General features: G+C 61.0%; 15 protein-coding genes and 3 tRNA genes. 15 read left to right on the plus strand and 3 right to left on the minus strand.

What is annotated here, in order from left to right; genetic code table 11:
• Positions 1-593 precede the first annotated feature (593 nt).
• From J2T57_RS17125 to J2T57_RS17170, 10 genes are all read left to right on the plus strand, one after another.
• Complete coding sequence (locus J2T57_RS17125) at positions 594-1814, plus strand: ABC transporter substrate-binding protein (RefSeq protein ID WP_253482013.1); 1221 nt, start codon at positions 594-596, stop codon at positions 1812-1814.
• A 167-nt stretch (positions 1815-1981) separates the two neighbouring features.
• Positions 1982-2066, plus strand: a tRNA-Leu gene (locus J2T57_RS17130).
• Between the two features lie 80 nt (positions 2067-2146).
• The gene (gene tig / locus J2T57_RS17135; RefSeq protein ID WP_253482032.1) at positions 2147-3517 is read left to right on the plus strand and encodes a trigger factor; all 1371 of its coding nucleotides are present in this window, start codon (positions 2147-2149) and stop codon (positions 3515-3517) included.
• Between the two features lie 4 nt (positions 3518-3521).
• Positions 3522-4163, plus strand: coding sequence for an ATP-dependent Clp endopeptidase proteolytic subunit ClpP (gene clpP / locus J2T57_RS17140; RefSeq protein ID WP_301289513.1), 642 nt, complete (start codon positions 3522-3524; stop codon positions 4161-4163).
• 177 nt (positions 4164-4340) lie between these two features.
• Positions 4341-5624 carry an ATP-dependent Clp protease ATP-binding subunit ClpX gene (clpX, locus tag J2T57_RS17145; RefSeq protein ID WP_253482035.1) on the plus strand — a complete coding sequence of 428 codons (1284 nt, stop codon included), beginning with the start codon at positions 4341-4343 and terminating at the stop codon, positions 5622-5624.
• Between the two features lie 236 nt (positions 5625-5860).
• Positions 5861-8299 (plus strand): endopeptidase La, encoded by a 2439-nt coding sequence (lon, locus tag J2T57_RS17150; RefSeq protein ID WP_253482038.1) that lies wholly within the window; start codon positions 5861-5863, stop codon positions 8297-8299.
• A 242-nt stretch (positions 8300-8541) separates the two neighbouring features.
• Positions 8542-8814, plus strand: a complete 273-nt coding sequence (locus J2T57_RS17155; RefSeq protein ID WP_253482042.1) for an HU family DNA-binding protein — start codon at positions 8542-8544, stop codon at positions 8812-8814.
• A gap of 14 nt (positions 8815-8828) precedes the next feature.
• Positions 8829-8904 (plus strand) — tRNA-Val (locus J2T57_RS17160).
• 15 nt (positions 8905-8919) lie between these two features.
• A tRNA-Asp gene (locus J2T57_RS17165) sits at positions 8920-8996 on the plus strand.
• Positions 8997-9154: 158 nt separating this feature from the next.
• Positions 9155-11068, plus strand: a complete 1914-nt coding sequence (locus tag J2T57_RS17170) for a SurA N-terminal domain-containing protein (RefSeq protein WP_253482045.1) — start codon at positions 9155-9157, stop codon at positions 11066-11068.
• 75 nt (positions 11069-11143) lie between these two features.
• On the opposite strand, the gene J2T57_RS17175 is transcribed toward J2T57_RS17170, so the two are convergent.
• Positions 11144-11938, minus strand: a complete 795-nt coding sequence (locus tag J2T57_RS17175) for an enoyl-ACP reductase FabI (RefSeq protein WP_253482062.1) — start codon at positions 11936-11938, stop codon at positions 11144-11146.
• Between the two features lie 265 nt (positions 11939-12203).
• Between J2T57_RS17175 and J2T57_RS17180 the strand changes: the two genes are divergently transcribed.
• The 4 genes from J2T57_RS17180 to J2T57_RS17195 are packed head-to-tail and all read left to right on the plus strand — an operon-like array spanning position 12204 to position 17781.
• Positions 12204-14018: an extracellular solute-binding protein gene (locus J2T57_RS17180; protein ID WP_253482065.1), complete on the plus strand. Its 1815-nt coding sequence runs from the start codon at positions 12204-12206 to the stop codon at positions 14016-14018.
• 15 nt (positions 14019-14033) lie between these two features.
• Positions 14034-15128, plus strand: a complete 1095-nt coding sequence (locus J2T57_RS17185) for a microcin C ABC transporter permease YejB (protein ID WP_253482068.1) — start codon at positions 14034-14036, stop codon at positions 15126-15128.
• Positions 15128-16168 (plus strand): ABC transporter permease, encoded by a 1041-nt coding sequence (locus J2T57_RS17190; protein WP_253482071.1) that lies wholly within the window; start codon positions 15128-15130, stop codon positions 16166-16168. Before J2T57_RS17185 ends, J2T57_RS17190 begins: the two co-directional genes overlap by 1 nt.
• Entirely contained in the window at positions 16165-17781 is a 1617-nt protein-coding gene (locus J2T57_RS17195) for an ABC transporter ATP-binding protein (protein ID WP_253482074.1), read from the plus strand. The genes J2T57_RS17190 and J2T57_RS17195 overlap by 4 nt, the downstream gene beginning before the upstream one ends.
• Before the next feature lie 37 nt (positions 17782-17818).
• On the opposite strand, the gene J2T57_RS17200 is transcribed toward J2T57_RS17195, so the two are convergent.
• On the minus strand, positions 17819-21331 hold the full coding sequence (locus tag J2T57_RS17200; RefSeq protein ID WP_253482077.1) for an amidohydrolase family protein: 3513 nt from the start codon (positions 21329-21331) through the stop codon (positions 17819-17821).
• Positions 21332-21566: 235 nt separating this feature from the next.
• On the opposite strand from J2T57_RS17200, the gene der reads away from it, so the two are divergent.
• Positions 21567-22979, plus strand: a complete 1413-nt coding sequence (der, locus tag J2T57_RS17205; protein ID WP_253482100.1) for a ribosome biogenesis GTPase Der — start codon at positions 21567-21569, stop codon at positions 22977-22979.
• A 15-nt stretch (positions 22980-22994) separates the two neighbouring features.
• Here the strand turns inward: der and J2T57_RS17210 are convergent, their stop codons facing one another.
• Complete coding sequence (locus J2T57_RS17210; protein WP_253482103.1) at positions 22995-26720, minus strand: EAL domain-containing protein; 3726 nt, start codon at positions 26718-26720, stop codon at positions 22995-22997.
• Between the last annotated feature and the right edge of the window lie 244 nt (positions 26721-26964).

Genomic DNA, 26964 nt, shown 5'->3' on the forward strand with positions numbered 1-26964 from the left:
CTGAGGCACACTACTGGCGGCTGAAAGCCACCGAGGCCATCCCGATGGCCTCAACTTAAACCCAACAGCCTCCATCATACCCGGGGCGGTTCAAGATTCAGAAACCGACGCTTCCCCTCAAAGGTGTAGTGCTGGAAGAACGACACGGCACCAGCCTTAGAGACCTGCACACCAAACCCTGACCGGTCCGAGTCCCATTCCCGGTAAGGGCTTCCCTTAGGCTTCAGATTGTCCAGTTGTTTGACCGTCAGCATGGCGTTTCCCCGGCTGCTGTAGTGCACGCTGTAGTGCATAGAATTCTTGGCTAAGGATAAACTACGGGGAGACTGTGTGAAACAGAGGAACCAATAAGGTATTGAAATAAATAACTTTAAAAGTTAGAACGCACTGATTAGAAACTGCTAGAAACACTTTTGACACCTACTCTTAATCAGTAGGTTCGGGGTTCGAGTCCCTGACGGCCCACCATTCCCCCTTCTCTAGTCGTATGCCCAGTGGCGGCGAGAGCGTCGTCACTACTCCGACTTGCGAGCATCTAACTTTTACCGATAATTTATCAGCGTTAAGTCGACGAAACATGGAGGGTGTTCGTCATGCGCCACTACCGTCTCGCCTGTCATCACATAATTTTCCTGCTTCTGCTGATCATTTCGCCGCTCGCCGCCAGTTCCGCCACGGATGATGGTGTGGTCCGTATTCTGGTCATCACCGATCTCTCTGGTGTGTTCAGGGACATTGCCGGGCCGGGCAGCGCTACGGGAGCTCGACTCGCCGCGGAGGACTTTTCGGAGGTTACATCGGCGGGGCCGGTGGAGATCATCGTCAGGGATTCCCGTCTTGATCGGGACCACGCGGCGGCAGTCGCCCAGGAGATCCATGCCGAGACACCGCTCGATCTCATCGTCGGGCATGTGTCCTCCGGCGTGGCGCTCGGCCTGCAGCCGTTCGCCGAGGAGAAGGGCATTCTGATCATCCATGCCGGGCCGGCTTCCGATAGCCTGACCAATGGCGCTTGCAGCGCCCTGAGCGCCCACTGGGGTTTTGACACCTACGCGCTGGCCCACGCCATCGTGCAGGCGCGCTCGGCGCGCTATGGTGATGAAAGCTGGTTCATCATCACGTCCGACTATGCTTTCGGACACGATCTGGAGGCGCGCGCCATGGACGCCATTGACCGTTACGGCGGCGACTTGCTTGGCGTGAGCCGGGTGCCTTTTCCTGCACAGGACTTCTCGACGGCGCTGCGTGAGGCGCTGGACACCGATGCCGATCTGATCGCCCTTGCAATGGCCGGAGAGGATTTTCAGCTGGCGGTCCGGCAAGCCTATGAAGAAGGTGTTCGCGAGGCTGGCCGCGATCTCATCGGGCTCGATGTCTTCATTACTGATGTGCATCGACTGGGCCTCTACGCGACCGCTGGCCTCGGCTATGCCACCAGCTTCTACTGGGACGCGGACGAGGAGAGCCGGGCGTTCGCTGCCCGGTTCCGGGAACAGGAAGGCGTGAAACCGGCTGTTCCGCAAGCGGCCACCTATTCGGCGGTGCGGCATTATCTGAAGGCGGTCAACAATGCCGGTACTGATGCCCCACAGTTGGTTCTGGATCAGATGCGGAATTCTCCGGTGGACGATTTTTTCGGCAAGGGTGGCCACATCCGAGCCGACGGCGGAATGGTGCATGACATGTTGCAGGTTCGCGTGCGCAGCCCGCGCGCGGCAGATGCCAGCTGGGCCTACCTGGATGTAGAGAGCGTTATCGATGGTTCGAGGGCTTTTCGGCCGCTCGCCGAGAGCGACTGTCCACTGCTTCGCTGACGCATTGCCTTATAACGTCAGCGCAGCGCGGATGACCCGCAGCGGGGAATTGGGTAAACTCCCGTGCCACTGCGACCGGTGAGACTCCATGTTGAAGTCACGCTGCCGGTAGTCGGATAATGCGAGAGGTTTCGGGCTGCCCCTCGGGCAGCCCGGTTCGTTTTAATGCGAGTGTGGCGGAATTGGTAGACGCGGCGGCTTTAGGTGCCGTTGGGGAAACCCGTGCAGGTTCAAGTCCTGCCACTCGCACCATAGTCAGCGCGCGTGCCGAAGCCGCGCGGTTCGGCCGCAGGGCGGGCCGTCAGCCATGATTGTTGATCGAGAGGTTGTCAATGCAAGTTTCAGTGGAAACCACCAGCGGGCTTGAGCGCAAGATGCGCGTGCAGGTCCCGGCGGACCGGGTGGACGGTGAGGTCGAGTCTCGTCTGCGCAACCTTGCCCGACAGGTGCGTCTTGACGGCTTTCGACCCGGAAAAGTGCCCTTCAAGGTTGTGCGCCAGCGCTACGGTGGCCAGGTGCGTCAGGAAGTCCTCAACGAAGTGTTGCAGCAGACCTACGGCGAGGCGCTGGAACAGGAAAAACTCAACCCGGCGGGTGCGCCGGCGGTTGATCTCAAGCAGGGCATGGATGGCGGGGACCTGGAATACGAGGCCACGTTCGAAGTCATGCCCGAGGTCGAGGTGCAGGGCACCGACGCCCTCAAGCTTGAGCGTCCCGTGGCGGAGGTGACTGACGAAGACATCTCCCGCGTTCTTGAGGATTTGCGCAAGCAGCAGGCCAAGTACAACACCGTGGAACGGCCTGCTCAGGAGCGGGATCGGGTGCTCGTTGACTTCAAGGGCACGATTGACGGTGAAGACTTCCCTGGCAATGAGGGTGAGGATCAGCCTGTCACTATCGGTTCCAACACCATGCCGAGGGAGTTCGAGCAGGCCCTGGTCGGTGTGTCCGCCGGTGAGGAGAAGGACATCGACTACACCTTCGCCGACGACTTCCCCACGGAGTCCGTGCGGGGCAAGACCGCGATCTTCAAGACCCAGGTCAAGGCGGTGGAAGAGCCTGAACTGCCTGAGCTGGATGACGATCTGGCGGTGGCCGTCGGCATCGCGGAAGGCGGGTTGGAGGCGCTGCGTCAGCTGATCAGGCAGAACCTGGAGAACGAAGCGTCCAAGGCAACCCAGGCACAGCTCAAGGAGCAGGTGACGGAGCAACTCGGCACCGCGAATGCGGAGCTGACCCTGCCCAAGGCTCTTGTTGACGGTGAGATCAAGGCGCTGCAGCAGCAAATGAAGCAGCGCATTCAGCAGCAGACCGGCCAGGAAGACGACGATTTCGATCTACCGGGAGAGCTCTTCGAAGAGCAGGCGCGCCGCCGCGTGCGGCTGGGGCTGCTCATGAATCGCCTGATCAGCAAGAACGAGATCAAGCTGGATCAGGACAAGGCGCGTGCGCGCCTCCAGGAAATGGCGGCGAACTATCCCAATCCCCAGGAGGTCATCCAGTACTACACCCAGAACCGTCAGCTGATGCAGAGCCTCGAGGTCAGTGTGCTCGAAGATCAGGTGATCGACTGGTTGATCGAGCAGGCCGAGACCACCGACAAGTCGCTGTCCCTCGACGAGCTCCTCAAGCCCAGGCAGTCCAAGCAGGCTGATGACGCTGAAGACGAGTCGACGGCCGACACCCAGAAATCGGGAGACTGATTGCATGACGACGAGTCACGACAAATCCTTCGATGGAGTAACGGCGCAGCTCGTACCAATGGTGGTCGAACAGACCTCCCGCGGTGAGCGTGCCTATGACATCTACTCCCGCCTGCTCAAAGAGCGGGTCGTGTTCATGGTTGGCCCAGTGGAAGACCACATGGCCAACCTTCTGGTGGCGCAACTGCTGTTTCTGGAATCGGAGAACCCGGACAAGGACATCAACCTGTATATCAACTCCCCTGGTGGAGCGGTGACGGCCGGGATGGCGATCTACGACACCATGCAGTTCATCAAGCCGGATGTGAGTACGGTTTGTATCGGTCAGGCGGCCAGCATGGGCGCCCTGCTGCTTGCCGGAGGTGCCGCCGGTAAGCGTTACTGCCTGCCGAATTCCCGGGTGATGATTCATCAGCCCCTTGGCGGTTATCAGGGCCAGGCGAGCGATATCGATATTCACGCCAAGGAAATCCTCAGCATTCGTGATCGACTGAATCGCATCCTCGCGCATCACACGGGGCAGGAACTCGAGCGGGTGCAGCAGGACACCGATCGTGACAACTTCCTGTCGCCGGAGGCAGCGGTCGACTACGGCATGGTCGACTCTGTCATCCGCGATCGCGCCAGTCTGCGACCGAGTGAGTAGTTTTCTCGCGTCCAACATGGTCTAACCAGCAAAGGAACGCGCCGGGGAGGCATCTGTCCAATGCTGTGTCGGCATGTAGTGCAAAGCGTGTGCCGATGCGGTTTTGCCTCCTTGCGTGGGTTCCCAAAAGCAGGCAAGGTTATACCTGAACCTCTACAGGTCATTTGAGGATCGGCCATGAGCGACAGAGACAAGAACAGAGGTGACGACGGTGGGAAGCTTCTCTACTGCTCGTTCTGCGGCAAGAGCCAGCATGAAGTCCGGAAGCTCATCGCAGGTCCCTCGGTTTTTGTGTGCGATGAGTGTGTAGAACTTTGCAACGACATCATCCGTGAGGAAATGCAGGAGAAGAGCACCTCCGGTGATTCCAAGCTGCCGAAGCCTCACGAAATCAAAAAGGTCCTTGACGAGTACGTCATTGGTCAGGACCACGCGAAGAAGATTCTGTCGGTTGCGGTCTACAACCACTACAAGCGCCTTGAGGCTTCCCAGAGCAAGGGGAAGGACGATGTGGAACTGGCCAAGAGCAATATCCTGCTCATTGGTCCCACAGGGTCGGGCAAGACCCTCCTCGCCGAGACGCTCGCGCGGCTGCTTGATGTGCCCTTCACCATTGCCGATGCGACGACGCTGACTGAAGCAGGCTATGTCGGTGAAGATGTCGAGAACATCATCCAGAAGTTGCTGCAGAAGTGCGATTACGACGTCGAGAAGGCGCAAACCGGCATCGTCTACATTGACGAGATCGACAAGATCTCCCGCAAGTCGGACAACCCCTCCATCACCCGTGATGTCAGTGGCGAGGGGGTGCAGCAGGCACTCTTGAAGCTCATCGAGGGAACCGTTGCGTCGGTGCCCCCCCAGGGAGGGCGCAAGCACCCGCAGCAGGAGTTCCTGCAGGTCAATACCGGCGGCATCCTGTTCATCGTCGGCGGCGCCTTCGCCGGGCTCGACAAGGTGATTCAGGATCGCTCGCAGAAAGGCGGGATTGGTTTCTCGGCCGAAGTGAAGAGCAAGGAAGAGCAGAAGAGCGTCGGCGAGACCTTGCAGGGAGTCGAGCCCGAAGATCTCATCAAGTACGGCCTGATTCCCGAGTTTGTTGGCCGCCTTCCGGTCGTTGCCACGCTGAGTGAGCTGGATGAAGACGCCCTGGTGGAGATCCTGACCAAGCCCAAGAATGCCGTCACCAAGCAGTACGCGAAGCTGTTCGACATGGAGGGTGTCGAGCTGGAGTTCCGCGAGGACGCCCTGCGGGCGGTGGCTACCAAGGCGATGGAGCGAAAGACAGGCGCTCGTGGTCTGCGGACGATCATCGAAACGGTGCTGCTCGATACCATGTATGAGATCCCCTCGATGGAGCGGGTCAGCAAAGTGGTCATCGACGACGCAGTGATTCGAGGGGAGGCCAAGCCCTATCTGATCTATGACGGCGCAGAGCAGTCCAAGGCGGCTTCCGACTGAGGTGCGTGATCCGGCCCGAGGTCTACTTCGACGGGCGCCTTCAGGCGCCCGTCGCATTTCTGGCCCGCTGCCTGCGCGGCCCTTGCGCATCCTGTTATCATGAAGGCATTCGTTGCGCCGGCTCTGCGTCAAATGATCCTTGTCGCGAGTTGAAACCCGGCTTCGGCAACCACATATCCTTGGCATGCGGCGGCGCGCGTCGCCCTACAGTCACATTTACGTGAGGAACGTCTTCAATGGCTGGTAACGACCAGACGTCCGATGTTGTGCAGGAAACAATAAGCAACGCGCCAGTATTGCCGTTGCGCGATGTTGTGGTGTACCCGCACATGGTTATTCCATTGTTTGTGGGGCGGGAGAAATCCATCAAGGCCTTGGAGGCCGCGATGGAAGCCGACAAGAAAATTCTGCTCGTGGCGCAAAAGAGTGCCGATGTCGATGATCCGTCTGTCGACGACCTCTATGACCACGGCACCATGGCGACCATCCTGCAGATGCTCAAGTTGCCGGATGGCACCGTGAAGGTGCTGGTCGAGGGGCTACAGCGTGCTCGTGTGGTCAGCATTGAGGCGACTGGTGCTTTCTTCACCGCACGTCTGATCGTGCCCGCGCTGCCGACCTACGATGACGATCGCGAGGTGGAAGTGCTGGCGCGCTCGGTGCTGACGCAGTTTGATCAGTACGTGAAGCTGAACAAGAAGGTCCCGCCGGAGATTCTCTCTTCGCTGGCGGGCATCGATGAGCCGAGTCGGCTCGCCGATACCATTGCCGCGCATATGGCCCTGAAGGTCGAGGGCAAGCAGGCGGTACTCGAAATCGAGGATGTTCGTGAGCGCCTGGAGCACCTGCTCGGCCTGATCGAGGGCGAGATCGATATCCTGCAGATCGAAAAGCGCATCCGTGGCCGCGTCAAGCAGCAGATGGAGAAAAGCCAGCGCGAGTACTACCTGAATGAGCAGGCCAAGGCCATTCAGAAAGAACTTGGTGAGTTGGAGGATGTTCCCAACGAGACCGAGGATCTAGAGCAGAAGATCGAACAGGCCGGCATGCCGAAGACGGTCAAGGCCAAGGCGAAGGCCGAACTCAACAAACTTCGGATGATGCAGCCCATGTCCGCCGAGGCCACGGTGGTGCGCAATTACATCGATTGGCTGGTGGGCGTGCCCTGGAAGAAGCGCACGCGGGTAAGACATGACCTGGACAGGGCGCAAGAGGTGCTGGACACGGATCACTACGGGTTGGAGAAGGTCAAGGAACGCATCCTTGAATATCTCGCCGTGCAGAAGCGGGTCAAGAAGCTGAAAGGGCCGATTCTCTGTCTCGTGGGCCCTCCTGGCGTCGGCAAGACCTCGCTGGGCCAGTCCATCGCCCGGGCCACCAACCGCAAGTTCGTGCGAATGTCCCTTGGCGGCGTCCGTGACGAGGCCGAAATCCGGGGTCATCGGAGAACCTATATCGGCTCTCTGCCTGGCAAAATCGTGCAGAACCTGTCCAAGGCCGAGGCGAAGAATCCGCTGTTCCTGCTCGACGAAATCGACAAGATGGCCATGGATTTCCGTGGTGATCCTGCCTCGGCGTTGCTGGAGGTGCTGGACCCGGAGCAGAACAGCACGTTCAACGATCACTACCTCGAGGTTGACGTGGATCTCTCCGAGGTGCTGTTCGTCTGCACCGCGAACACACTCAACATTCCGGCGCCGCTGCTGGATCGCATGGAGGTCATTCGGCTGCCGGGTTACACCGAAGACGAAAAGATCAACATTGCCCAGCGCTACCTGGTGCCCAAGCAGTTCAAGGCGAATGGTTTGAAGGACGGCGAAGTGGACATCGCCGAGACCGCGCTGCGGGACATCGTGCGGCATTACACCCGCGAGGCCGGCGTGCGTAACCTGGAGCGGGAGGTCTCGAAGATCTGCCGCAAGGTCGTGAAGGAGCTGGTGTTGAAGCCGCGCAAGACGAAGTTGGTGGTGAATTCCAAGAATCTGGATCATTACCTGGGTGTCCGCAAGTTCCGTTACGGCATTGCCGAAGAAAAGGATCAGGTGGGTCACGTTACGGGGCTTGCGTGGACGGAGGTCGGCGGTGAGCTGCTGAACATCGAATCAGCCGTTGTGCCGGGCAAGGGTCGATTGACCCAGACCGGGCAGCTCGGCGATGTGATGAAGGAATCCATTCAGGCCGCCCTGACCGTGGTTCGCAGCCGCTCGCGGATGCTCGGTATCGAGGCTGAGTTCCATCAGAGCAATGACGTGCATATCCATGTGCCCGAGGGCGCCATCCCGAAAGATGGTCCCAGCGCCGGTATCGGCATGTGCACGGCGCTGGTCTCCGCCCTCACGGGCATTCCCGCGAAAGCGGCTGTCGCGATGACCGGGGAGATCACGTTGCGCGGTGAGGTGCTGCCCATCGGTGGTCTCAAGGAGAAGCTCCTGGCGGCCCAGCGGGGTGGCATACAGACCGTCATCATTCCCGAGGAAAATCGAAAGGATCTGGTGGAAATCCCGAAGAGTATCCTGGGCAAGATCGACGTTCGCCCCGTGCGTTGGATCGACCAAGTGCTTGAAATCGCTTTGACACAGGCGCCCACGCCGCTACCCGAGACGGAAGAGCCGGTAGAGGCTGAAGGCAAGAAGACCAAGCGTGGTCGCAAGCAGGGAGCAGTGCGGGCGCATTGACACCCGCGAGTGCACCTTGCTATAACGTCGACGGCGTGTAAAAACGCTCCGGGCGAGCCCAGAAATGGGCTCGCCCTAATCTTGCAAAAGCCGCGACAGCAGTGGGTTCCCGGTCATTTGTTCCATCGGCAGGAACAGGCGCGACAAGCCTTTCCGTGATTCCGGAAAGCCTGTAGAGTAAGGCGCACGGTGCCTACGGAAGCCGAGTTGTCCAGTTAGAACAACATCAAGGGGATTACAGGATGAACAAATCGGAACTCATCGAAGCGGTTGCCCAATCTGCCGATCTGTCCAAAGCGTCGGCCACGCGTGCTGTAGATGCGGTTGTAGAGGCCGTGACCAACGCGTTGAAAGAGAATGATTCCGTGAGCCTCGTCGGCTTCGGTACCTTTAGCGTGCGCGAGCGTGCTGCGCGCTCCGGCCGCAACCCGCGGACCGGTGAAACGATCAAGATCGGGGCTTCGAAAGTGCCGAGTTTCAAGGCTGGCAAAGCCCTGAAGGATGCCGTAAACTAGCGCCTCTTTTTTTGGGGTGGTTAGCTCAGCTGGTAGAGCGTCGCCCTTACAAGGCGAATGTCGGGGGTTCGATCCCCTCACCACCCACCAGAGGTTGAAAGATTCGGAGCGGTAGTTCAGTTGGTTAGAATACCGGCCTGTCACGCCGGGGGTCGCGGGTTCGAGTCCCGTCCGCTCCGCCAACTCTTCCAAAAGGCGCCCTGTTGGCGCCTTTTGTTTTTTGGGCCGCGGGAACCCGCTAGAATGGGTCCGATTTCCGGACTGGCGCGATCAGCAGTCAGTTCCACGAGACCGCAAACCGAGGCCCGCAAGGGCATCGCCTGGAGGACATAGCCTCACCATGTTGCTTGCAATCAGGGAAAAGGCCCGCGGCTGGATTGCGTGGGTCGTGATCGTTCTTATCGGCGCTGCTTTCGCCCTGTTCGGCTTGTCCAGCTACATGGGCCCGTCAGGCGATGGTCGTGTGTCCGCCTCGGTGAACGGTACGGACATACCGCGCCAGCAACTGGATCGTGAGTTCAGCAATCTGCGAGTTGAAATCGAGCGCAGCCGCGGTTCAACACTCACCCAGGAGGAGGAACTCCTGGTGCGCCGTGAAGCGCTGGATCGCATGATCAATCGAACGGTGATTCTGCAGTACGTGGAAGACCGCGGCATGCGCATCACTGATCAGGATCTGGCCGGTGTGCTGCGCTCCTTCGAGCAGTTTCAGCGTAATGGCCGCTTTGATCGCCAGCTCTACGAAGCCTTCGCGCGCCGCCAGGGAACGACACCGGGGGGGCTCGAGCAGCAGTTGCGGCGAGACGTGCTGTTGCAGACCCTGGTTGATGGCATTGGCGAAACAGCGCTTGTGACAGAGCGGGATATCGACGAGATCATCAGCCTGGAGCGGCAGCAACGGTATTTGCGCTATCTGCTGCTGGACGCCGAGGCCTTTGTTGACGATGTGTCGGTATCAGATGACGAGATTCAGGCCTACTACGATGACAACGAGGACGCATTTTTCACCGAAGAACGCGTTCGCCTTGAATATGTGTTGCTTGATCGTGATGCAGTTAGGGATCAGGTCGAGCTGAGCGAGGATGAAATCCGTTCGCGGTTTGAGCAGGTCCGCGATCGTTACACCAGCGAGGAAACCCGGGTAGCGGGCCACATCCTGGTGGCTGTGAGGGACGACGCCGATGATGACGCCGTCGAGGCGGCCCGGGCGCGTATCGATGAGGCCAGGGAGCGGCTTGAAGATGGTGAGAGCTTCGCTGAGGTCGCCGAAGACGTCTCTGACGACGGGAGTAGCGCTCGCCGTGGTGGTTCACTTGGCGAGATCGAGCGGGGCATCTATGGTGATGCCTTCGACGATGCACTGTTTGACCTTGAAGAGGGCGCGATTTCCGAACCGGTGCGCACGGAGTTCGGTTTTCATCTGATTCAGCTTGAGGAAATCCGCGGCGGTGGTGACGTGGAACTTGACGACGTTCGTGCCGAAATCGAGGCTGATCTGATCGAGGAGCGGATCGGCAGCGTGCTTTTTGACGAGCAGACACGACTCGATAACCTTGCCTACGATCTGCCGGATTCCCTTGAGCAGGTCGCCGAGGAGATGGGGCTAGAGCTGCGGCGGACGGACTGGTTCACGCGCAGTGGGGCCGAGGATGGCATCGCTGCGGAAGACGCGGTATTGGCCGAAGTATTTACCCGTCGACTGCTTGAAGAGCGTGAGAACAGTGATGCGCTGAATCTCGGTGATGATCGTTACGTGGTGGTCCGCGTCGCCGATTATGAAGAGCCCGAGCAGCGCTCCCTTGATGACGTTCGTGAGGACATCGAGCAGCGTCTGCGCACAGCCAAGGCGGCGGACGAGGCGAGATCAGTCGCTGATAGCCTCCTTGAACGACTGCGTGACGGTGAGTCTCTGAGTGATCTCGCGGAAGAGTATCCCATGGCGGAGTTGAACGAACCGGGTTTCGTCGGTCGTATCGGCGTGCAATCGCCCCTGTTGCTGCAGGAGGTGTTTCGACTGCCGCGACCGGAAGAGGGTAGTCAAAGCGTGGGGGTTGCCGGCATTGGTCGCGATCGCTATGCGTTGATGGAGGTGTCTGAAGTGGTCGACGGGGATCCGGAAGAGATCGACGCCGATACCCGCGCCCAGCTCCGTTCGCAATTACGCAACCAGGCCGCCGCTCAAGCCATTGATGCCTTTGTGCGGGATCTCAGGGCCCGAGCAGATGTCGAGATCCGTGAGGAGCGTCTGCAGTAGCCATTCCCCTCACGGTGGCAGTAATGAAAAGGGGCGGCCTTCACGGGCCGCCCCTTTTTCGTTATGCAGTCGCTGTTACTCTTCGATGGTATCAAGCCCGGGCAGGCCGACAATGTGAAAGCCGCTGTCCACGTGGACCACTTCGCCGGTTATGCCCCGAGCAAGGTCGGAACAGAGAAAGGCCGCCACGTTACCGACTTCGTCCGTTGTGACGTTACGGCGCAAGGGCGCCGAACGGGCATTGTAATCGAGCATCTTACGGAAGTTGCCGATACCGGCGGCTGCGAGAGTCTTGATCGGTCCAGCGGACAGACCGTTCACGCGGATGCCGCTCGGGCCCAGATCGTAGGCCATGTAGCGGACGCTTGCTTCCAGAGACGCCTTTGCCGGCCCCATGACGTTGTAGCTCGGCAGGGCCCGCTCGGCACCGAGATAGGTCATGGTGATCATGGATGAATCCTCACCCATCATGCTCCGCAGTGCCCGGGCCAACGCCACAAAACTGTAAGCGCTGATGTCCTGGGACAGGCGGAAGCCCTCGCGGGTGGTGTTATCCACATAGGAGCCCTTCAACTCGTCCTGCGGCCCGAAGGCGATAGAGTGCACGACAATGTCCACCCCGTCCCAATGCCTGGAAAGGGCAGGGGCCAGTGCATCAAAATCTGCGTCCTGTCCCACGTCCAGCGGCAGGACGATTTCGCTGCCAAGTTCTCCGGCGAGCTTCTCCACCCGGGGCTTGAGCTTGTCCCCGACGTAGGTGAAGGCGAGTTCCGCGCCTTCACGATGCATCGCCTGTGCTACACCCCAGGCGATGGAGCGGTTGCTGGCAACCCCGGTAATCAGTGCCTTCTTGTTTGCGAGAAAACCCATGTCTGCTACTCCCCAACTGGTCGGCCTTGCCGATCTGTCCGGTGTCCTGAAACCCTCGCGGCCTGAATCCGTCTAATCCGACGTTGCCCGACTGGCGTCGGAGCACAGGCCGCAGCGGGCCAGGCCATCGCCGCGGACTATAACGCATTGCAGTTTCCCTTGCCCACGTTGTGGTCGGGTGTGGCGGCGATGTTAGACTCGGGCGGTCTGCCCGGTCCGTCCCCCTGGCTCGTCGATCCATGGAACCTGAGGAGTTTTACCGCGCATGAGACATCGAATCGCTCGCTGGATGGTATCCGGGTTGCTTTGTGGAACCATGGGAGTCGCCCTTGCCGACGGGCATGGCCTGTCACTCTATGACTCGCCCAAGTACCCGGCCGACTTCGAGCACTTCGATTACGTCAACCCCGATGCACCGAAAGGCGGCCAGATCCGTCTCGCCGGCTTCGGTACCTTTGACAGTCTCAACCAGTTCATTCTGCGTGGGAATCCTGCGTCCGGTCTTGGGCGCGTGTATGACACGCTGACGGTGAACTCCGATGACGAGCCGTTCAGCATCTACGGTCTGGTAGCCGAGCGTATCGAACTGGCGGATGACCGGTCCTGGGTCCGCTTCCATCTGCGCGAGGAGGCGCGTTTCCACGACGGCGAACCGCTCACCGCCGATGACGTCGTCTTCAGCTTCGATCTGCTTCGAACGGAGGGGCACCCCAACTTCCGGCTCTACTACGCCGACGTGGAGAGCGTCGAGCGCGAAGGCGACCATCAGGTCCGCTTCAATCTGGGTAGCCCCGACAATCGTGAGCTTGCCTTGATTGTCGGACAGTTGCCGATCCTGCCGAAGCACTACTGGGAGGGGCGCGAGTTCAATCGCACGACCCTGGAGCCGCCGTTGGGCAGTGGGCCTTACCGCGTGACCCGTGTGGACCAGGGGCGCCAGATCACCTACGAGCGGGTCGATGACTACTGGGCCCGTGATCTACCGGTAAACCGGGGGCGGTTCAACTTCGACCGAATCAGGATTGACTACTACCGGGACATGGATGTGGCCGTGGAAGCGGTTAAGGCCGGTGCCTACGATCTGCGCTACGAGAACATCGCTCGCAACTGGGCCACGGCCTACGACGTTCCGGCAGTGCGCGATGGGCGCATGCGCATGGTGGAAATCCCCCATGAGCGGCCTACGGGTATGCAGGCGTTCATTATCAACAATCGCCAGGAGCGTTTCTCCGACCCGCGGGTGCGCAAGGCCCTGGGATATGCCTTCGACTTCGAAAGCACCAATGAAGCGATCTTCTACGGCGCCTACACCCGCACCGAGAGCTACTTCTCCAATTCCGACCTGGCCTCCACGGGCGTGCCGGAAGGCCAGGAACTGGAGATTCTTGAGCAGTTTCGCGATGAATTGCCGGAGAGCGTTTTCGATCAGGCATTCCAGGCACCGCGCACCGACGGCGGTGGCTCCATCCGCGATAACCTGCGGCGCGCCCTGGCGCTGTTCCGGGAGGCGGGCTGGGAGGTCCGTGATGGGCGTCTGGTGAATGCCGAATCCGGTGAGCGCATGAGCTTCACCTTCCTCATGCGTGATCAGTCGTTCAACCGCGTCATCGAGCGCTATCGCCCCAACCTGGAGCGGCTTGGTATTGAAGCCCGGGTGCGTATCGTCGACGACTCCCAGTACCAGAATCGGATGAACGAGTTTGATTTTGACGTCACGGTGCTGGTGTTGCCCCAGTCGCGGTCACCGGGTAACGAACAGCGCAGCTACTGGAGCTGTGAGGCCGCGGAGACGCCGGGCAGCCGCAACTACGCGGGAATCTGTGACCCGGTGATCGACGAGTTGGTGGACCAGCTAATCCGGGCACGGGACTGGGACACGCTGCAGGCCACGGCCCGCGCCCTGGATCGTGTGTTGTTGCACGGCCATCACGTGATCCCGCATTGGCACACTCGCTCCGATCGGGTGGTCTATTGGGACCGGTACGCCTATCCGGATACTCCTTCCGGTGACGGCTTCGACGTTGATCTATGGTGGCAGGTGCCCGACGCCGAAGCAGAACCCACCGACGACGATGCCTGATCTGCCGGCGCCGCAATGACGAATTATGTAATTCGCCGTCTGTTTCTCATGATCCCCACGTTGCTGGGGATCATGCTCATCAATTTTGCCATTGTGCAGGTTGCCCCGGGCGGGCCTGTCGAACGAGCCATTGCGCAGATTCAGGGGCAGGCCGGCGACGCCACCGAGCGTTTCGCCGGGACGGTGAGCAGCGAGGTGGCCGGGCGTCACATGGACAGCTCCCGGGGGGAGTATCGCGGTGCTCAAGGGTTACCCCCGGAGCTGATCGAAGAGCTGGAGCGCATGTACGGCTTCGACCGCCCCGCCCACGAGCGCTTCGTCATGATGCTCTGGAACTACATGCGGTTTGATTTCGGAGATAGCTTCTACCAGGACCGCTCCGTAATGCGGCTTATCGCCGACAAGATGCCGGTGTCCGTCTCGTTGGGGCTTTGGACCACATTACTGGTCTATACCATTTCCATACCTCTTGGCATCCGCAAGGCGGTGAAGGACGGCACCCGGTTCGACTTCTGGACCTCCGCCGTGGTGTTCGTCGGTTACGCCATACCGAGTTTCCTCTTTGCCATCCTGCTGATCGTGTTGTTCGCCGGAGGCAGCTTTTTCGACTGGTTCCCCTTGCGAGGACTGACCTCGGAGGACTGGGAGGAACTCTCCTGGCCCATGCGGATTATCGATTATTTCTGGCACCTGGCGTTGCCGGTGGCCGCCATGGTGATTGGTGGCTTCGCCGGGTTGACCATGCTCACCAAGAACTCGTTTCTGGAGGAGATCAACAAGCAATACGTCACCACGGCGCGATCCAAGGGGGTGACGGACCAGCGCGTACTCTATGGTCACGTATTCCGTAACGCCATGCTGGTGGTCATCGCCGGCTTCCCCGCCGCTTTCATGAGCATCCTGTTCACCGGGGCCTTGCTGATCGAAGTGATCTTCTCACTGGATGGTCTTGGCCTGCTGGGGTTCGAGGCAATCATCAACCGGGATTATCCGGTGGTGTTTGGCACGCTGTTCATCTTTACCCTGCTGGGCCTGGTACTGAACCTGATTGGCGACATCATGTACGTGATCATTGATCCGCGTATCGACTTCGAGAAGCGGGAGGGCTGATGATGGCGCTCAGTCCGATCAATGAGAGACGCTGGCAGCAGTTCCGCGCCAACCGCCGGGGCTGGTGGTCATTATGGATCTTCCTGGTGCTGTTCGTACTGACCCTGGGGGCGGAACTCATCGCCAATGACCGGCCCATCGTGGTTCACTTTGACGGCGGCTGGTACTTTCCCATCGTCAACGATTATCCGGAAACCACCTTTGGCGGCGATTTCCCCACCGCCACGGATTATCGTGACAACTTCGTGCGGGAGTTGATCGAGGCCGACGGCTGGATGCTCTGGCCCATCATTCCGTACTCCTATCGAACCATCAACCAGGACTTGAACCAGCCCGCGCCTTCCCCGCCATCAGCGGAGAACTGGCTTGGCACCGACGACCACGGCCGTGATGTCATGGCCAGGCTCATCTACGGTTTTCGCATCTCCGTGCTGTTCGGCCTGGCCCTGACCATCGCCAGCTCGATCATCGGGGTCATTGCCGGGGCGGTGCAGGGGTATTTCGGCGGCTGGCTGGATCTCATCTTCCAGCGCTTTATCGAGATCTGGAATGGCCTGCCGGTGCTCTACCTGCTGATTATCATGGCGAGCTTCGTCGAGCCCAGCTTCTGGTGGCTGTTATTGATCATGCTGCTGTTTGCCTGGACCCAGCTTGTCGCCGTGGTGCGCGCGGAATTCCTCAAGGTGCGCAACTTCGATTACGTACGCGCGGCCCGGGCCCTGGGCGTGCCGGACCGGACCATCATATTCCGTCATGTCCTACCCAACGCCATGGTGGCGACGCTGACCTTCCTGCCGTTCATTCTGAGCGGTTCCATCACCACACTGACGGCCCTGGACTTTCTCGGCTTCGGTCTGCCGCCCGGCTCGCCCTCCCTGGGGGAACTGCTGGCCCAGGCCAAGGCCAACCTGCATGCGCCCTGGCTGGGTATTACTGCCTTTGCGGTGCTGGCGGTCATGCTCACCTTGCTGATCTTCATTGGTGAAGCGGTGCGTGATGCCTTCGATCCGCGCAAGACCCTGGGGGGTGCAGGCGTATGACGCAGCCGTTATTGGACGTGCGTGATCTGCACGTCCACTTTCGTACCGGCAGTGGTGTGCTGGAGGCCGTGAAAGGCGTGTCCTGGTCGGTTCAGGCCGGTGAGACGCTGGCCCTGGTGGGGGAGAGCGGATCCGGCAAGTCGGTATCCGCCATGTCCGTGCTGCAGTTATTGCCCTATCCCCGGGCCTGGCATCCCGCCGGCAGCATCCGGTTCCGCGGCGAGGAACTCCTGGGTGCCCCGGAGCCGGTCATGCGCAAGTACCGTGGTGGGCGGATCGGCATGATCTTCCAGGAGCCCATGACCTCGCTGAACCCGCTGCATACGGTGGAGAAGCAGATAGGCGAGACCCTGCGCATCCATCGCGGCATGACGCCGGACAAGGCGCGCACGCGCATCCTCGAACTGCTGGACCTGGTGCGTCTGCCGGATCCGGTGCGGCGGCTGGGCAGCTTTCCCCACGAACTGTCCGGGGGTCAGCGACAGCGTGTGATGATCGCCATGGCGCTGGCCAACGAACCCGAGCTATTGATTGCCGATGAGCCAACCACTGCCCTGGATGTCACCGTGCAGGCACAGATCCTCGATCTGATTCGTGGCCTGCAGTCCCGTTTCAAGATGGGCCTTCTGCTGATCAGCCATGACCTCAATGTGGTTCGCCACATGGCGGATCGGGTTTGTGTGATGCGTTATGGCGAAGTCGTGGAAGACGGCAACAGCGAGGCCCTGTTCAGCCGACCGGCCCATGCCTACACGCGATTGCTGATTGACTCCGAGCCGTCTGGCGAGCCCTATCCGGCGGACGCCAATGCCGAGCCGGTGCTGAAGGCGGACGACGTGAAAGTCCACTTCCCGATTCGTGGTGGCCTGTTTCGTCGGGTGCGGGATTATGTGCGCGCCGTGGACGGTGTCAGTCTGCGTCTTGCCCCGGGCCGAACCCTGGGCATTGTCGGGGAGAGTGGCTCCGGCAAGACCACGCTGGCGCTGGCGCTATTGCGCCTGCAGCAGTGCGCCACCGGCCGTATCGTGTTCCTTGGCGAGGACATCACCCGCACCCGCCCGTCGGCGTTGCGGCCGATGCGCAAGCGCATGCAAGTGGTGTTTCAAGACCCCTTCGGCAGCCTTAGCCCGCGCATGTCCGTGGAGCAGATCATCGCCGAAGGGCTCGAAGTGCATGAGCCCGGAATGAGCCCCCAGGCACGGCAGGACGCCATCACCCAGGCGCTCAAGGACGTAGGGCTCGATCCGGAACTCATGCCACGCTTCCCCCATGAGCTCTCTGGTGGGCAGCGTCAGCGTGTGGCCGTGGCCCGCGCCCTGGTGTTGCGCCCGGCGCTGATCGTGCTTGACGAGCCCACCTCTGCCCTGGACCGCTCCGTGCAGGCGCAGCTGGTCTCACTGTTACGCGAGCTGCAACGCCGCTATGGCCTTGCCTATCTGTTCATTAGCCACGATCTCAAGGTCATCCGCGCCCTGTCCCACGACATCATTGTGATGAAGGATGGTGTCGTGGTGGAGCAGGGCGAAGCCACCCGTGTCTTCGAGAGCCCGCAACATCCCTATACCCGGCAACTGCTGGAAGCGGCCCTGACGCCGGTGCGGCGCAGCGCCTGAGGTTTCGCAGGCACTACGCCGCAGGGGGCCCTCGTTACTACTGCTGTGCCGCCGGGTTGGGCACCAGCTCGTCGCGGTAGTTGCCCTGGGAGTCACGGGTCCAGATCATGGGCGGTGGTTCGCCGGTGGACGGGCCACCCCGCTCCAGCCATTCCCGGTTGTCGGCGTTTAGGCGGAATTCATTGGCTCGCTGCACACCGGGTGGCACCGTATCCTGGTAGTTGCTGGAGAACACTGCCTCCTTCAGATTGGGGTCCAACCGGTCCAGCTCTTCGATCAGCCCGGTCCTCTGCAGTGAGCGGGCGACCTCATAACGGCTGTTCGGTGTCCCGTCGTGCAGGGGGGCAGCATCGTTCTGCGAGGTTGCGATGGTGTCGCTGCCCCAGATGAAGCGGTCGGGATTATCCCCGATGAGTTTTGCCCAGGCCGCCGCATCATCCTTGATATACGGATGGATCGCGTCCCAGGAAATGTCGATTTTCACATTGGGTGCTTCATCCAGAACCCGCTGCAGGGTATCGGTATAGTTCAGGGGCATCTGCACCGTATAGCCGAGCCCGGCATGGGCCCAGATGATATCCGTATCCGGATTCTCATTGGCAAACGTGATGAATTTATCCACGTTCGCCACATTGGACGGCGTTCGGAAGGCTGCGAGGCTGCCTCCCCAAAGGTTGAGATCAGCTTCCGCCGGCGTGCCGCTGTCCATGTGAATGATCACCGGCATGCCGGTCTGGCTCATGGCGCCGGCCCATTGGTTGAGATTGGCCAGTTCCTCGGGCGTGTTGTAGATCAGAGGGGTCTGGCCGCCAAGCGTGTGAACCATCTCCTTGGACAGATTGGTCTCGCCCCACATCATGCGCAGCGATCCGGGGGAGATACCTTCGGACTGTTCCGCCCGGTTCGCGGCGTTCAAGGCGTTAAAGACATTGTGGGCGCTGTCGTCTGCCCGCGGGTTGCCGGCGGTGAGGCCCATCACGTAGTGGGAGGCGATCACATCGGTGTCGTAAACATCCCGCTCGTGACGGATCATCTTGGCGTGGGCCCGGGCGATGCTCTCGTCGATTTCCGCCCCGTCATAATGCAGGCCGTGGTTACCGGAGGCCGTGACGAATTCCATGGCTGTCACGTCACTGGGCACTTGTCGCCCGATCAGCGATTCAAACTCCTCGATGGACAGGTTGAACGGCACAATGCGCGGGTTACCGGCGCGATCCGGTAATGACTGGGTGTTGATTGCGCGTCCGTCGCGAAACTCGACTGTGCCCAGAAGATTCTTGTTGCGGGCATCGCGGGCCAGGTAGTAATCGGGAATGGCATCGCCACCGAAGCGCTCGCCGGCGGTACCCTCAAGCGGCTGGGCGAACCGAGGGGCCACCGGGAAGAACACGGTATCGCCGGTGCTTGATTGATCGATGAAACGGTTGACCACGCGATCCAGCCACTCCTCGTCGCTGATGCCCTCGGGTCGGTTGCCAATGTAATTGGCGTCGTAGGAACCGAAGCCGCCGCTACGGACCTCGCGCATCGACAGTCGTGGGCCCTCATGAGAGTGAATATCGTCAATCCGCGATGGCAACTCACCGTAGTTCGTGTTCGCCAGCAACTCCACCATCACGTTGCCCGTGCGACGGCGTTCGGCCGGCGTCATCTGGTCGAGTAGCCGCGCCTTCTCCTGGAGATCCTCCTGGGTGGTCAGAGGTGGGAGTTCGCTGGCCGAGCGAATCAGTGTGTCGACCTCCTCACGGTCAACGGAGTAGTCGTCTTCGACGGCTGGCACCGGGGTCTGATCCATTTGTGCGGCAGCTCCGACCCGGCTGTCGAAGGAACCGTGGATGCCGGACATCTGCAGCACGTCATCGAACGAGACATCATCGGGAATCCGGCCCTGATCCCGCATGGCGTCGTAAAAACCCCGGGCGTTACCCGGATCGCCCACGTAGACCTGGTGCGACAGGCCCTGCCCGGAGACGTTCCCGGAGGAGACATCGACATTGATGGGGGCATAAATCGCTACGTCTCCACCCGGCTCCGTGCTGGCGTTGAACTCCATGGTGGCAGAGATAGCGCTTTGCGCATCCGGGTACGCGTAGGTTTCATTACCAAAGAGATTGATGGGATTCTCGGCGGCTACATGATAAGCGCGGGCGTCACGGGAGGCCTGCATGGATTCGCCCCAGTCCAGGCCGGTCTGGCGCGCGGCCCCCGGCAGATCGAAATCTGCAGGAACCTGGCCCTGCTGCTGCATGGCGTTGACCTGGTTTTCGATGGCCATTGGGTCACCACGCAGCATGCCGACTTCCCGTCGCTGTGCATCGCCACCATAGTTCCGATCCACCGGGACGCGAACCATCACGTCGGATGAAGGCGCATTCGCATTGTGTTCCGTGGCGGCCCTCCCCACGTCATCCCAGCTGAATCGACCCACGGATGACGATACTTCATCCGAGACCGTGGCAATGGGGTTGGCTGCGGAGCGCTGATCCAGGTCCCGGGTTCGCTGCGCCTCCAGGGCAGCCTGTTCAGCCGCCATGCGCTGCGCCATACCCGCGGAGTGGTCTCCCGTCGGGGCGGGCGGGGGCGTGCCGGGCTCACCCTGCGGCGGCGTCAGAGCCTGGTTGCCTGATGCCGGCGGTTGTCCCGGACTGGCCAGGTTGGGTGGAGCTGGCGTGGCGGCGTTCGGCACTGTCAGATTCGGCGAAACGGTGGGTGTCTGCTGCACCAGTGAGCTTGGGTTGTTGGCTGGTGGGCGTGCCAGTTGGCCGCTCGGGCTGGGAGTGACCGCACCGCCTGCGCCGGTGTCCGGGAATGCGAATGGCCGATAGGTGCCGGAAGCGTCACGACCCATCTGAATAGAGCCGGCGGGATCAATGCGGCGAGGGCCTGGTGCCTGCCCTGGCGGAAGCTGGGACTGGGAGGGCGCAGAGCCCGCGCTGGAGGCTGCCGCCATGCCGGTAATCAGGGTCTGCAAGGCGGCAATGCCCTGGCCTGTGAGAATCTGGCGCTGGGTGTCTTCGTAGCCGCGCACGAAATCCGGTGATAGCGGCAGGTCCTGCTTCATGGCCTCGAAATCCAACTGCCCGTTGAAAGAGCCGGACACCCCCACCTCGGCCCAGTTCATCATTGCGAGGAGCGTCCCGCCTTCCTCGGTATTGGGTATGGACACATTGCCCTGCTGATCCATGGGCAGCCCCGCCTTCTCCAGGTAGTAAGCGGGATGTTGGTACATGGGCGCGGTGATCAGCCCTTCCGGATCGCCGGAGGGGTCGCCCGTCCCGAGCAGATCGGGCAGCACGTTGACGCGATTCCAGAAGCGGTTCCAGGCGTTATCGTCGGGGATGGTGCGGTTATAGCGCTGGTCGAAGAGATTGAACTCCACCGGGTTGTTTGCGTCAGCCTCCCGCAGATTCTGCTGCATATGCTCCGCGAACTCGCGATTTGATGCGACCTGCTCGGGGCGACCCGCCGACTCGGCCTCGGCTGCCCGAACAGCCTCGTTGCGCCGCGCGGCTTCGTCACCCTGGTACTGATTGACTGCTCCGCTGCTCACCTTGCTAGCCTCCGAAGATAACGTTGTCATGACGATCCGCCCACCATTGGACGGAATGCATGACAAAGCTTTGCAAGCATGTTGCCGTGCGGCAATCCAGCATCCGGCATAGGGCCTTTCCAAGGCATAGGCCATTGGTTTAGTGGCAATCTCTGGCTTGTGCTCGCTGGCTGCCTCGGTGGACGGGGATCTGTTATCCTCCACGCCTTAATCGCAGTCTTCCCGAGTGGGTTTCATGCATCCTGTCATCGCCCTGGTGGGCCGACCCAATGTCGGCAAGTCCACGCTGTTCAACTACCTCACCCGGACTCGGGATGCGCTGGTGGCCGATTACCCCGGGCTGACACGGGATCGGCAATATGGTCGTGGTCGGATTGGCGAGCGGAACTACATCGTCGTGGACACTGGTGGCCTGGGTGACGACCCCAATGGCATTGAGCTGGGCATGCAGCAGCAGGCCATGATTGCCGTAGGCGAAGCCGATCTGGTGGTCCTGCTGGTGGATGCCCGTGCCGGGCTGACGGCGGCAGACGAGGATATCGCCACGCAGTTGCGGCGGCTTGGCAAGCCGGTGGTGCTGGCGGTGAACAAGGTCGATGGCGTGGATTCCCGCCTGGCCACCACGGATTTTCATTCCCTGGGCCTGGGCGAACCTTACGGTATCTCGGCCGCGCACGGGCGCGGCGTTCCCGGTCTGCTTGAACAGGTCTTTGCTGGGCTGCCGGAGACTGCCGCTGACAACGAATCGGCACTGGCCCGCCTGCAGTCGGATCCGGATTCCGTGCGTGTCGCAGTGGTGGGGCGGCCCAACGTGGGCAAGTCGACCCTGGTCAATCGTCTGCTCGGCGAGGAGCGGGTGGTGGTCTTTGATCTGCCCGGCACGACGCGGGACAGCGTATTCATTCCGTTTGAAAAGGACGGCCGGCGCTACACCCTGATTGACACCGCCGGTGTCCGTCGCCGCTCCCGAATCAGTGAAGCCGTCGAGAAGTTCAGCATCATCAAGACCATGCAGGCTATTGACGCTGCGCAGGTGGTGGTTCTGGTACTCGACGCACATGAGGGCGTCGCCGAGCAGGACGCCCATCTGGTCGGCCATGTGCTGGAGGCGGGGCGGGGTCTGGTAATCGCAGTGAACAAGTGGGATGGCCTTGGCCAGAGCGACAGGGACGAGGTGCGGCGCCTGCTGTCAGTGAAACTCGGCTTCGTTGATTTCGCCAACATCCACTACATTTCCGCGCTGCACGGAAGTGGAGTCGGCTTGCTCTACGATTCAATTCAGCAGGCACATGCGTCGGCCTTGCGGGACATGTCCACCACACGGCTCACCCAGATTCTGGAGGATGCGGTGGCCAGTCATCCACCACCGCTGGTTCGTGGCAGGCGCATCAAGTTGCGCTACGCCCACCAGGGCGGCCGCAACCCGCCGCTGATCATCATTCACGGCAATCAGGCAGAGCAGGTGCCACGGACTTACCGGCGTTACCTGGTCAATACCTTTCGCCGGGTACTGCAACTCGAGGGAACCCCCGTCCGGCTGGAGTTCCGTACCACAGAGAACCCCTATGCGGGCAAGAAGAATACGCTGAGCCCGCGGCAGTTGGCGAGACGGCAGCGGCTGATGCGGTTTGTGAAAAAGAAAAAATAGTTGTGCGACGTGGTGTCAGCGGGGTTTTGCCTTGACCCCGTAGAGATCGTCCAGGGGTGCGGGCCGGCCAAGGAAGTATCCCTGGGCATAGTCGAGCCCGGTGGCCCTCACCCAATCCAGATCCAGCTGCGTCTCCACGCCTTCGATCAGCGAATGGATGCCAATCCCCCGGGCCAGGCGGACAGACGCCAGGATGACTGCTGCATAACCGGGTTTCTCGTTGCGTCGCCCCAGGAAGCTGCGATCGATCTTCAGCCGGCTCACAGGCAGTTCGGGCAGGAGATGCAATGAGGAGTAGCCGGTGCCGAAATCGTCAATGGCAATATGCACCCCGAGCTCCACGAGTTTCTGCAAAACCGGTCGAATCCGTGCCGTATCGGCAAAGACTCGTTCGGTAATCTCAAGGGTCAGCGCCCGCGCCGGCCGACGATGCTTTTGCAGGACGCGGCGGACAAATCCGCAGTAATCCTCATCTAGGAGCGTCTGCGCAGACACATTGACCGACACATTGACGCCGCTGGCTGCTGTTTCCTGCAAGGCCTGATCGAGGACATGACGATCCAGTGCCTGAATCACCCCGGTGTTTTCAGCCACTGGGATGAAACGCGCCGGTGGCACCTGGCCGAGGACCGGGTCATCCCAGCGAACCAGCACTTCGAGGTCGGTGACCTCATCGGTGTCCAGTCGGCGGATCGGTTGATAGTGCAAATACAGGCTGCCGGTATCCAGCGCGGCATGCAGACGATGCTCGATACGCACATCTTCCCGGGTAAAACCGGGTCCGCGTCGTCGGCTGGCAATCGTGGGCTGCCTCAGGCGTTTCGCCTCCAGCCGCGCCGAGTTGGCTGAAAGCAATAGATCGTCAGCCTGACGGCCATCAGATGGAAATGTTGCTATGCCAATGGAAACACGCAAGTGCAGGGTATCAAGCCCGATAGTGATGGGCGCATTGATGTACTCATGAATGCGTGCAGCCAGGGTATCCGCCGCATCGGCCCGGCTGAACGGCAAAAGGACGCCGAACTCATCAGCGCCGACCCTGGCGACCACTGCACTGTCGGGAATGCTTTGCCGCAAACGGGTGCCCACCATGCGAAGCAGTTCGTCACCCACCTCATGGCCAAAACTGTCGTTAATCTGCCGGAAGCGATTCAGATCGAGTACCAGCAGGGCCAGCTCCGCCTGTTGCTCCGCAGCGACCTCCACCATGAATTGGAGCTGGTCGAGAAAACTTCGACGGTTGGGCAGATTGGTCAGCGGGTCGTTGTGGATGAGATGTTCGGTTCGTCCCCGTTGAGTCTCTGCGTGCAGCGCGCTGTCGACGATGTCTGCCACGGCTCTGTGATACATCAGGTCGGCGTCCACGAACTGGCGTTCCGGTTCCGTGGACAGCAGCAACGCGCCATAGGCACGGCCGCGGATACCGATCGGGGCGACAACCAGACAACTGGGCAGGTCTCCGCCCTCCGGGTCGCCGCCCACAAGGCAGACCGCGAAGGCCTTGCGATCCTGCGGTTGACGGATCAGCTCCACGAGTTGCTCCTCCGGTGCCGGCAACTCAGAGCCGCTCAGCTCGCCCAGGGCGGCGCTGGCCATGGTCTCCAGTCGCCCATCTGGCTGCAACAAGACCAGGCTGGCGCGATGTCCCATCATGTTGGCGCGAATTCGCTCGGTGGCCTCCAGCGCCAGCTCACTGGATCGGGCATCCGTGCGTGCCAGGTCTTGCAGTGCCACCAGAGAGATAAGCCGCCGATTGCGCAATTCGAGAAGACGGGTGTAATCCCGCCTTGCCGTGATGTTCTGCCCGGTGAAGAGATAGACAGTCTCTGCGCGGCTTCTGGCGGGTCGCAGCGGTGTCAGCGCATGCTCGTATAGCGCCGTGCCACCGTTGTCCGGCAGGTACCAGCTGACTTCTCCGTGCCAATCCGAGCGTTCTGCGATTGCTGACTGCAGTGTATGCCTGGCGGCGGTCGCGCTGTGCGGCATCAGGCCCGGCAGGTAGTCACCGGTATGCTGGATATGGCTGCCGAAGAGCCGCTCCATAGTCTGATTCAACCAGATGATGTAGCCCTGATTGTCGGTGAGGGCCATGGCGCTGGGGGTGGTTTCCATGGCCATGGCCTGAAGCTCGAGCTGATGGCGAGCGGTGCTGAAGTCGGTAATGTCGCGGATTGTTACCGCCACGGCGTGAGGCTCGCATCGGCGTGGCGGTAGCGGTGTCAGCCTCGCCCAGAGCAGCCGGCCTTCCCGCATGCCAACCAGTTCAAGCTCCTGGGCCGTCTGCTCGGTGCGGGCCCGTTGCAGTGCCGCCTGCAATGGGAGCCCGTCACCCGGTTCGGCCAGTTGCTCGGAGAGCAAACGGCCCATGCCGTCGGCGCGACTTAGCAGAAAGGTCTGCCCGCTGCCATTGAACCAGGAGATTCTGTCCAGATGATCGCACAGAATCACGCCATCGCCCACATGCTGCAGCGCCAACTCCAGTTCCGTGTGACTCCGCTCGGTAAGGCGGCGGACGGTGACATCCCGCTGGGTGGCCACATACTGACGGCGATTGGATAGCGGGTCGACACTCTCCCGCGCCTCGATCTCAACGCGGTATTCGGCCCCTTCCCGGGTGTAGTTGATCGCCTCGGTTCTCGCCTGGCGGTGTTTTCGCAGGCGCTGGATGAAACGAGCCATGTTCTCCCGATCGGTATTTTCACCCTGGACCATGTGTGGACTGCGGCCTAACACGCTCTCCGGCGGGAAACCCGTCATGCGGCTGAATGCCGGGTTGGCGTAGAGAATCCGCGGTCCGGGGAAGTGTAGATCCTCGCCGTCCGTGATCAGCACAGCGTCGCGGCCGCTGGTAAGGAGCTCATGGAGTTTGCCGGTCACTGGCGGGGTGACGCAGGTATCCTCCGCGCGACAGCAGGCAATAATCAGAAGCTGTGGTTGCCCCCGGTCGCGGAACAGTCTCGTCGTGCAGCTGTATTCCAGCAGATTACCGTCCCGGGCCTGCAATTCCAGAAAGTGCAGCCAGGGGTCGTCGCTGGTGAGTTGTCGTCGAATCCGTTGTTCCTGGCCATGGTTGCCTTCGTCGGGCAACAGCGTGAACAGGGGGCGGCCCAGCAGGTTGACAACATTGTCGCCGATGGTCTTCGCAAGCGCATTGTTCATGGCGAGCACGTCGCCATTGGCATCAATGGCCAGTACCGACAGGCCGGTGGCTGTGGTGACGGCCTCCAGGATCGCTGACCGGCCCTGGCTCCAGGGCAGCGCCCCCTCTAGCCAGATTCCCAGGCGCTCCCGGAGGATGATCTGCTCCAGGGCATTCCAGAGTTGGTCAAGCCCACCGAGCCGGGCGGCCTCCCGGGTCGCGACCTGATCGCAGTCATTGAGTACAAGCAGGAAGGTGCCAGCAACCTGGCTCGCCTCGCGTCGCACCATGAAGGCGTTCGCTGCAAGCTGTCGAATGGGTTCGGGAGTGTCGGCCTCCCAGGTACGCAGAGGCGTTGACGCGGTCTGCACAAGGAGGCGGATAAGCTCGTCCCGATCAGTGTCGGGGCAGTCGCCACTTCGCGCGAGCCTAAGCCATCTAACCTGATCGGGTTCCGCCAGAGCCAGGAAGCCGTTGTCTGCGTCGAACAACAGAAGCAGGGCGTCCAGCAAAGGCCCCAGGGTATCCAGCTCTGCGAGCCTGGAATGGCCGAGTTCCGGCAAAATGCCCGCCACGGCGCTGCCCCGGACCAGTTCGCTCACGCGCCGTTGCCCATGCTGGTGTGCTCCCCATCCCCATGTATCTGCGCTAGCCGCGTTCGCAGTCCGGCAGATTGCTTGTGTATCACTGCGTCAACGCAACAAGTCACGAGAAGGTTCCCCACAAATGGGCACCCATATGCGGATGTTAGCACCCGAACGCCGCCATGTATCGGATAAAACGTGGTTTTCTGTTGTATTGGATGTCGCAGGTTGACGTCGCATTGGCCCAATAATGGGTTGAAAC

The sequence above is a fragment of the Natronocella acetinitrilica genome (genome assembly GCF_024170285.1).
Classification (GTDB): domain Bacteria; phylum Pseudomonadota; class Gammaproteobacteria; order Nitrococcales; family Aquisalimonadaceae; genus Natronocella; species Natronocella acetinitrilica.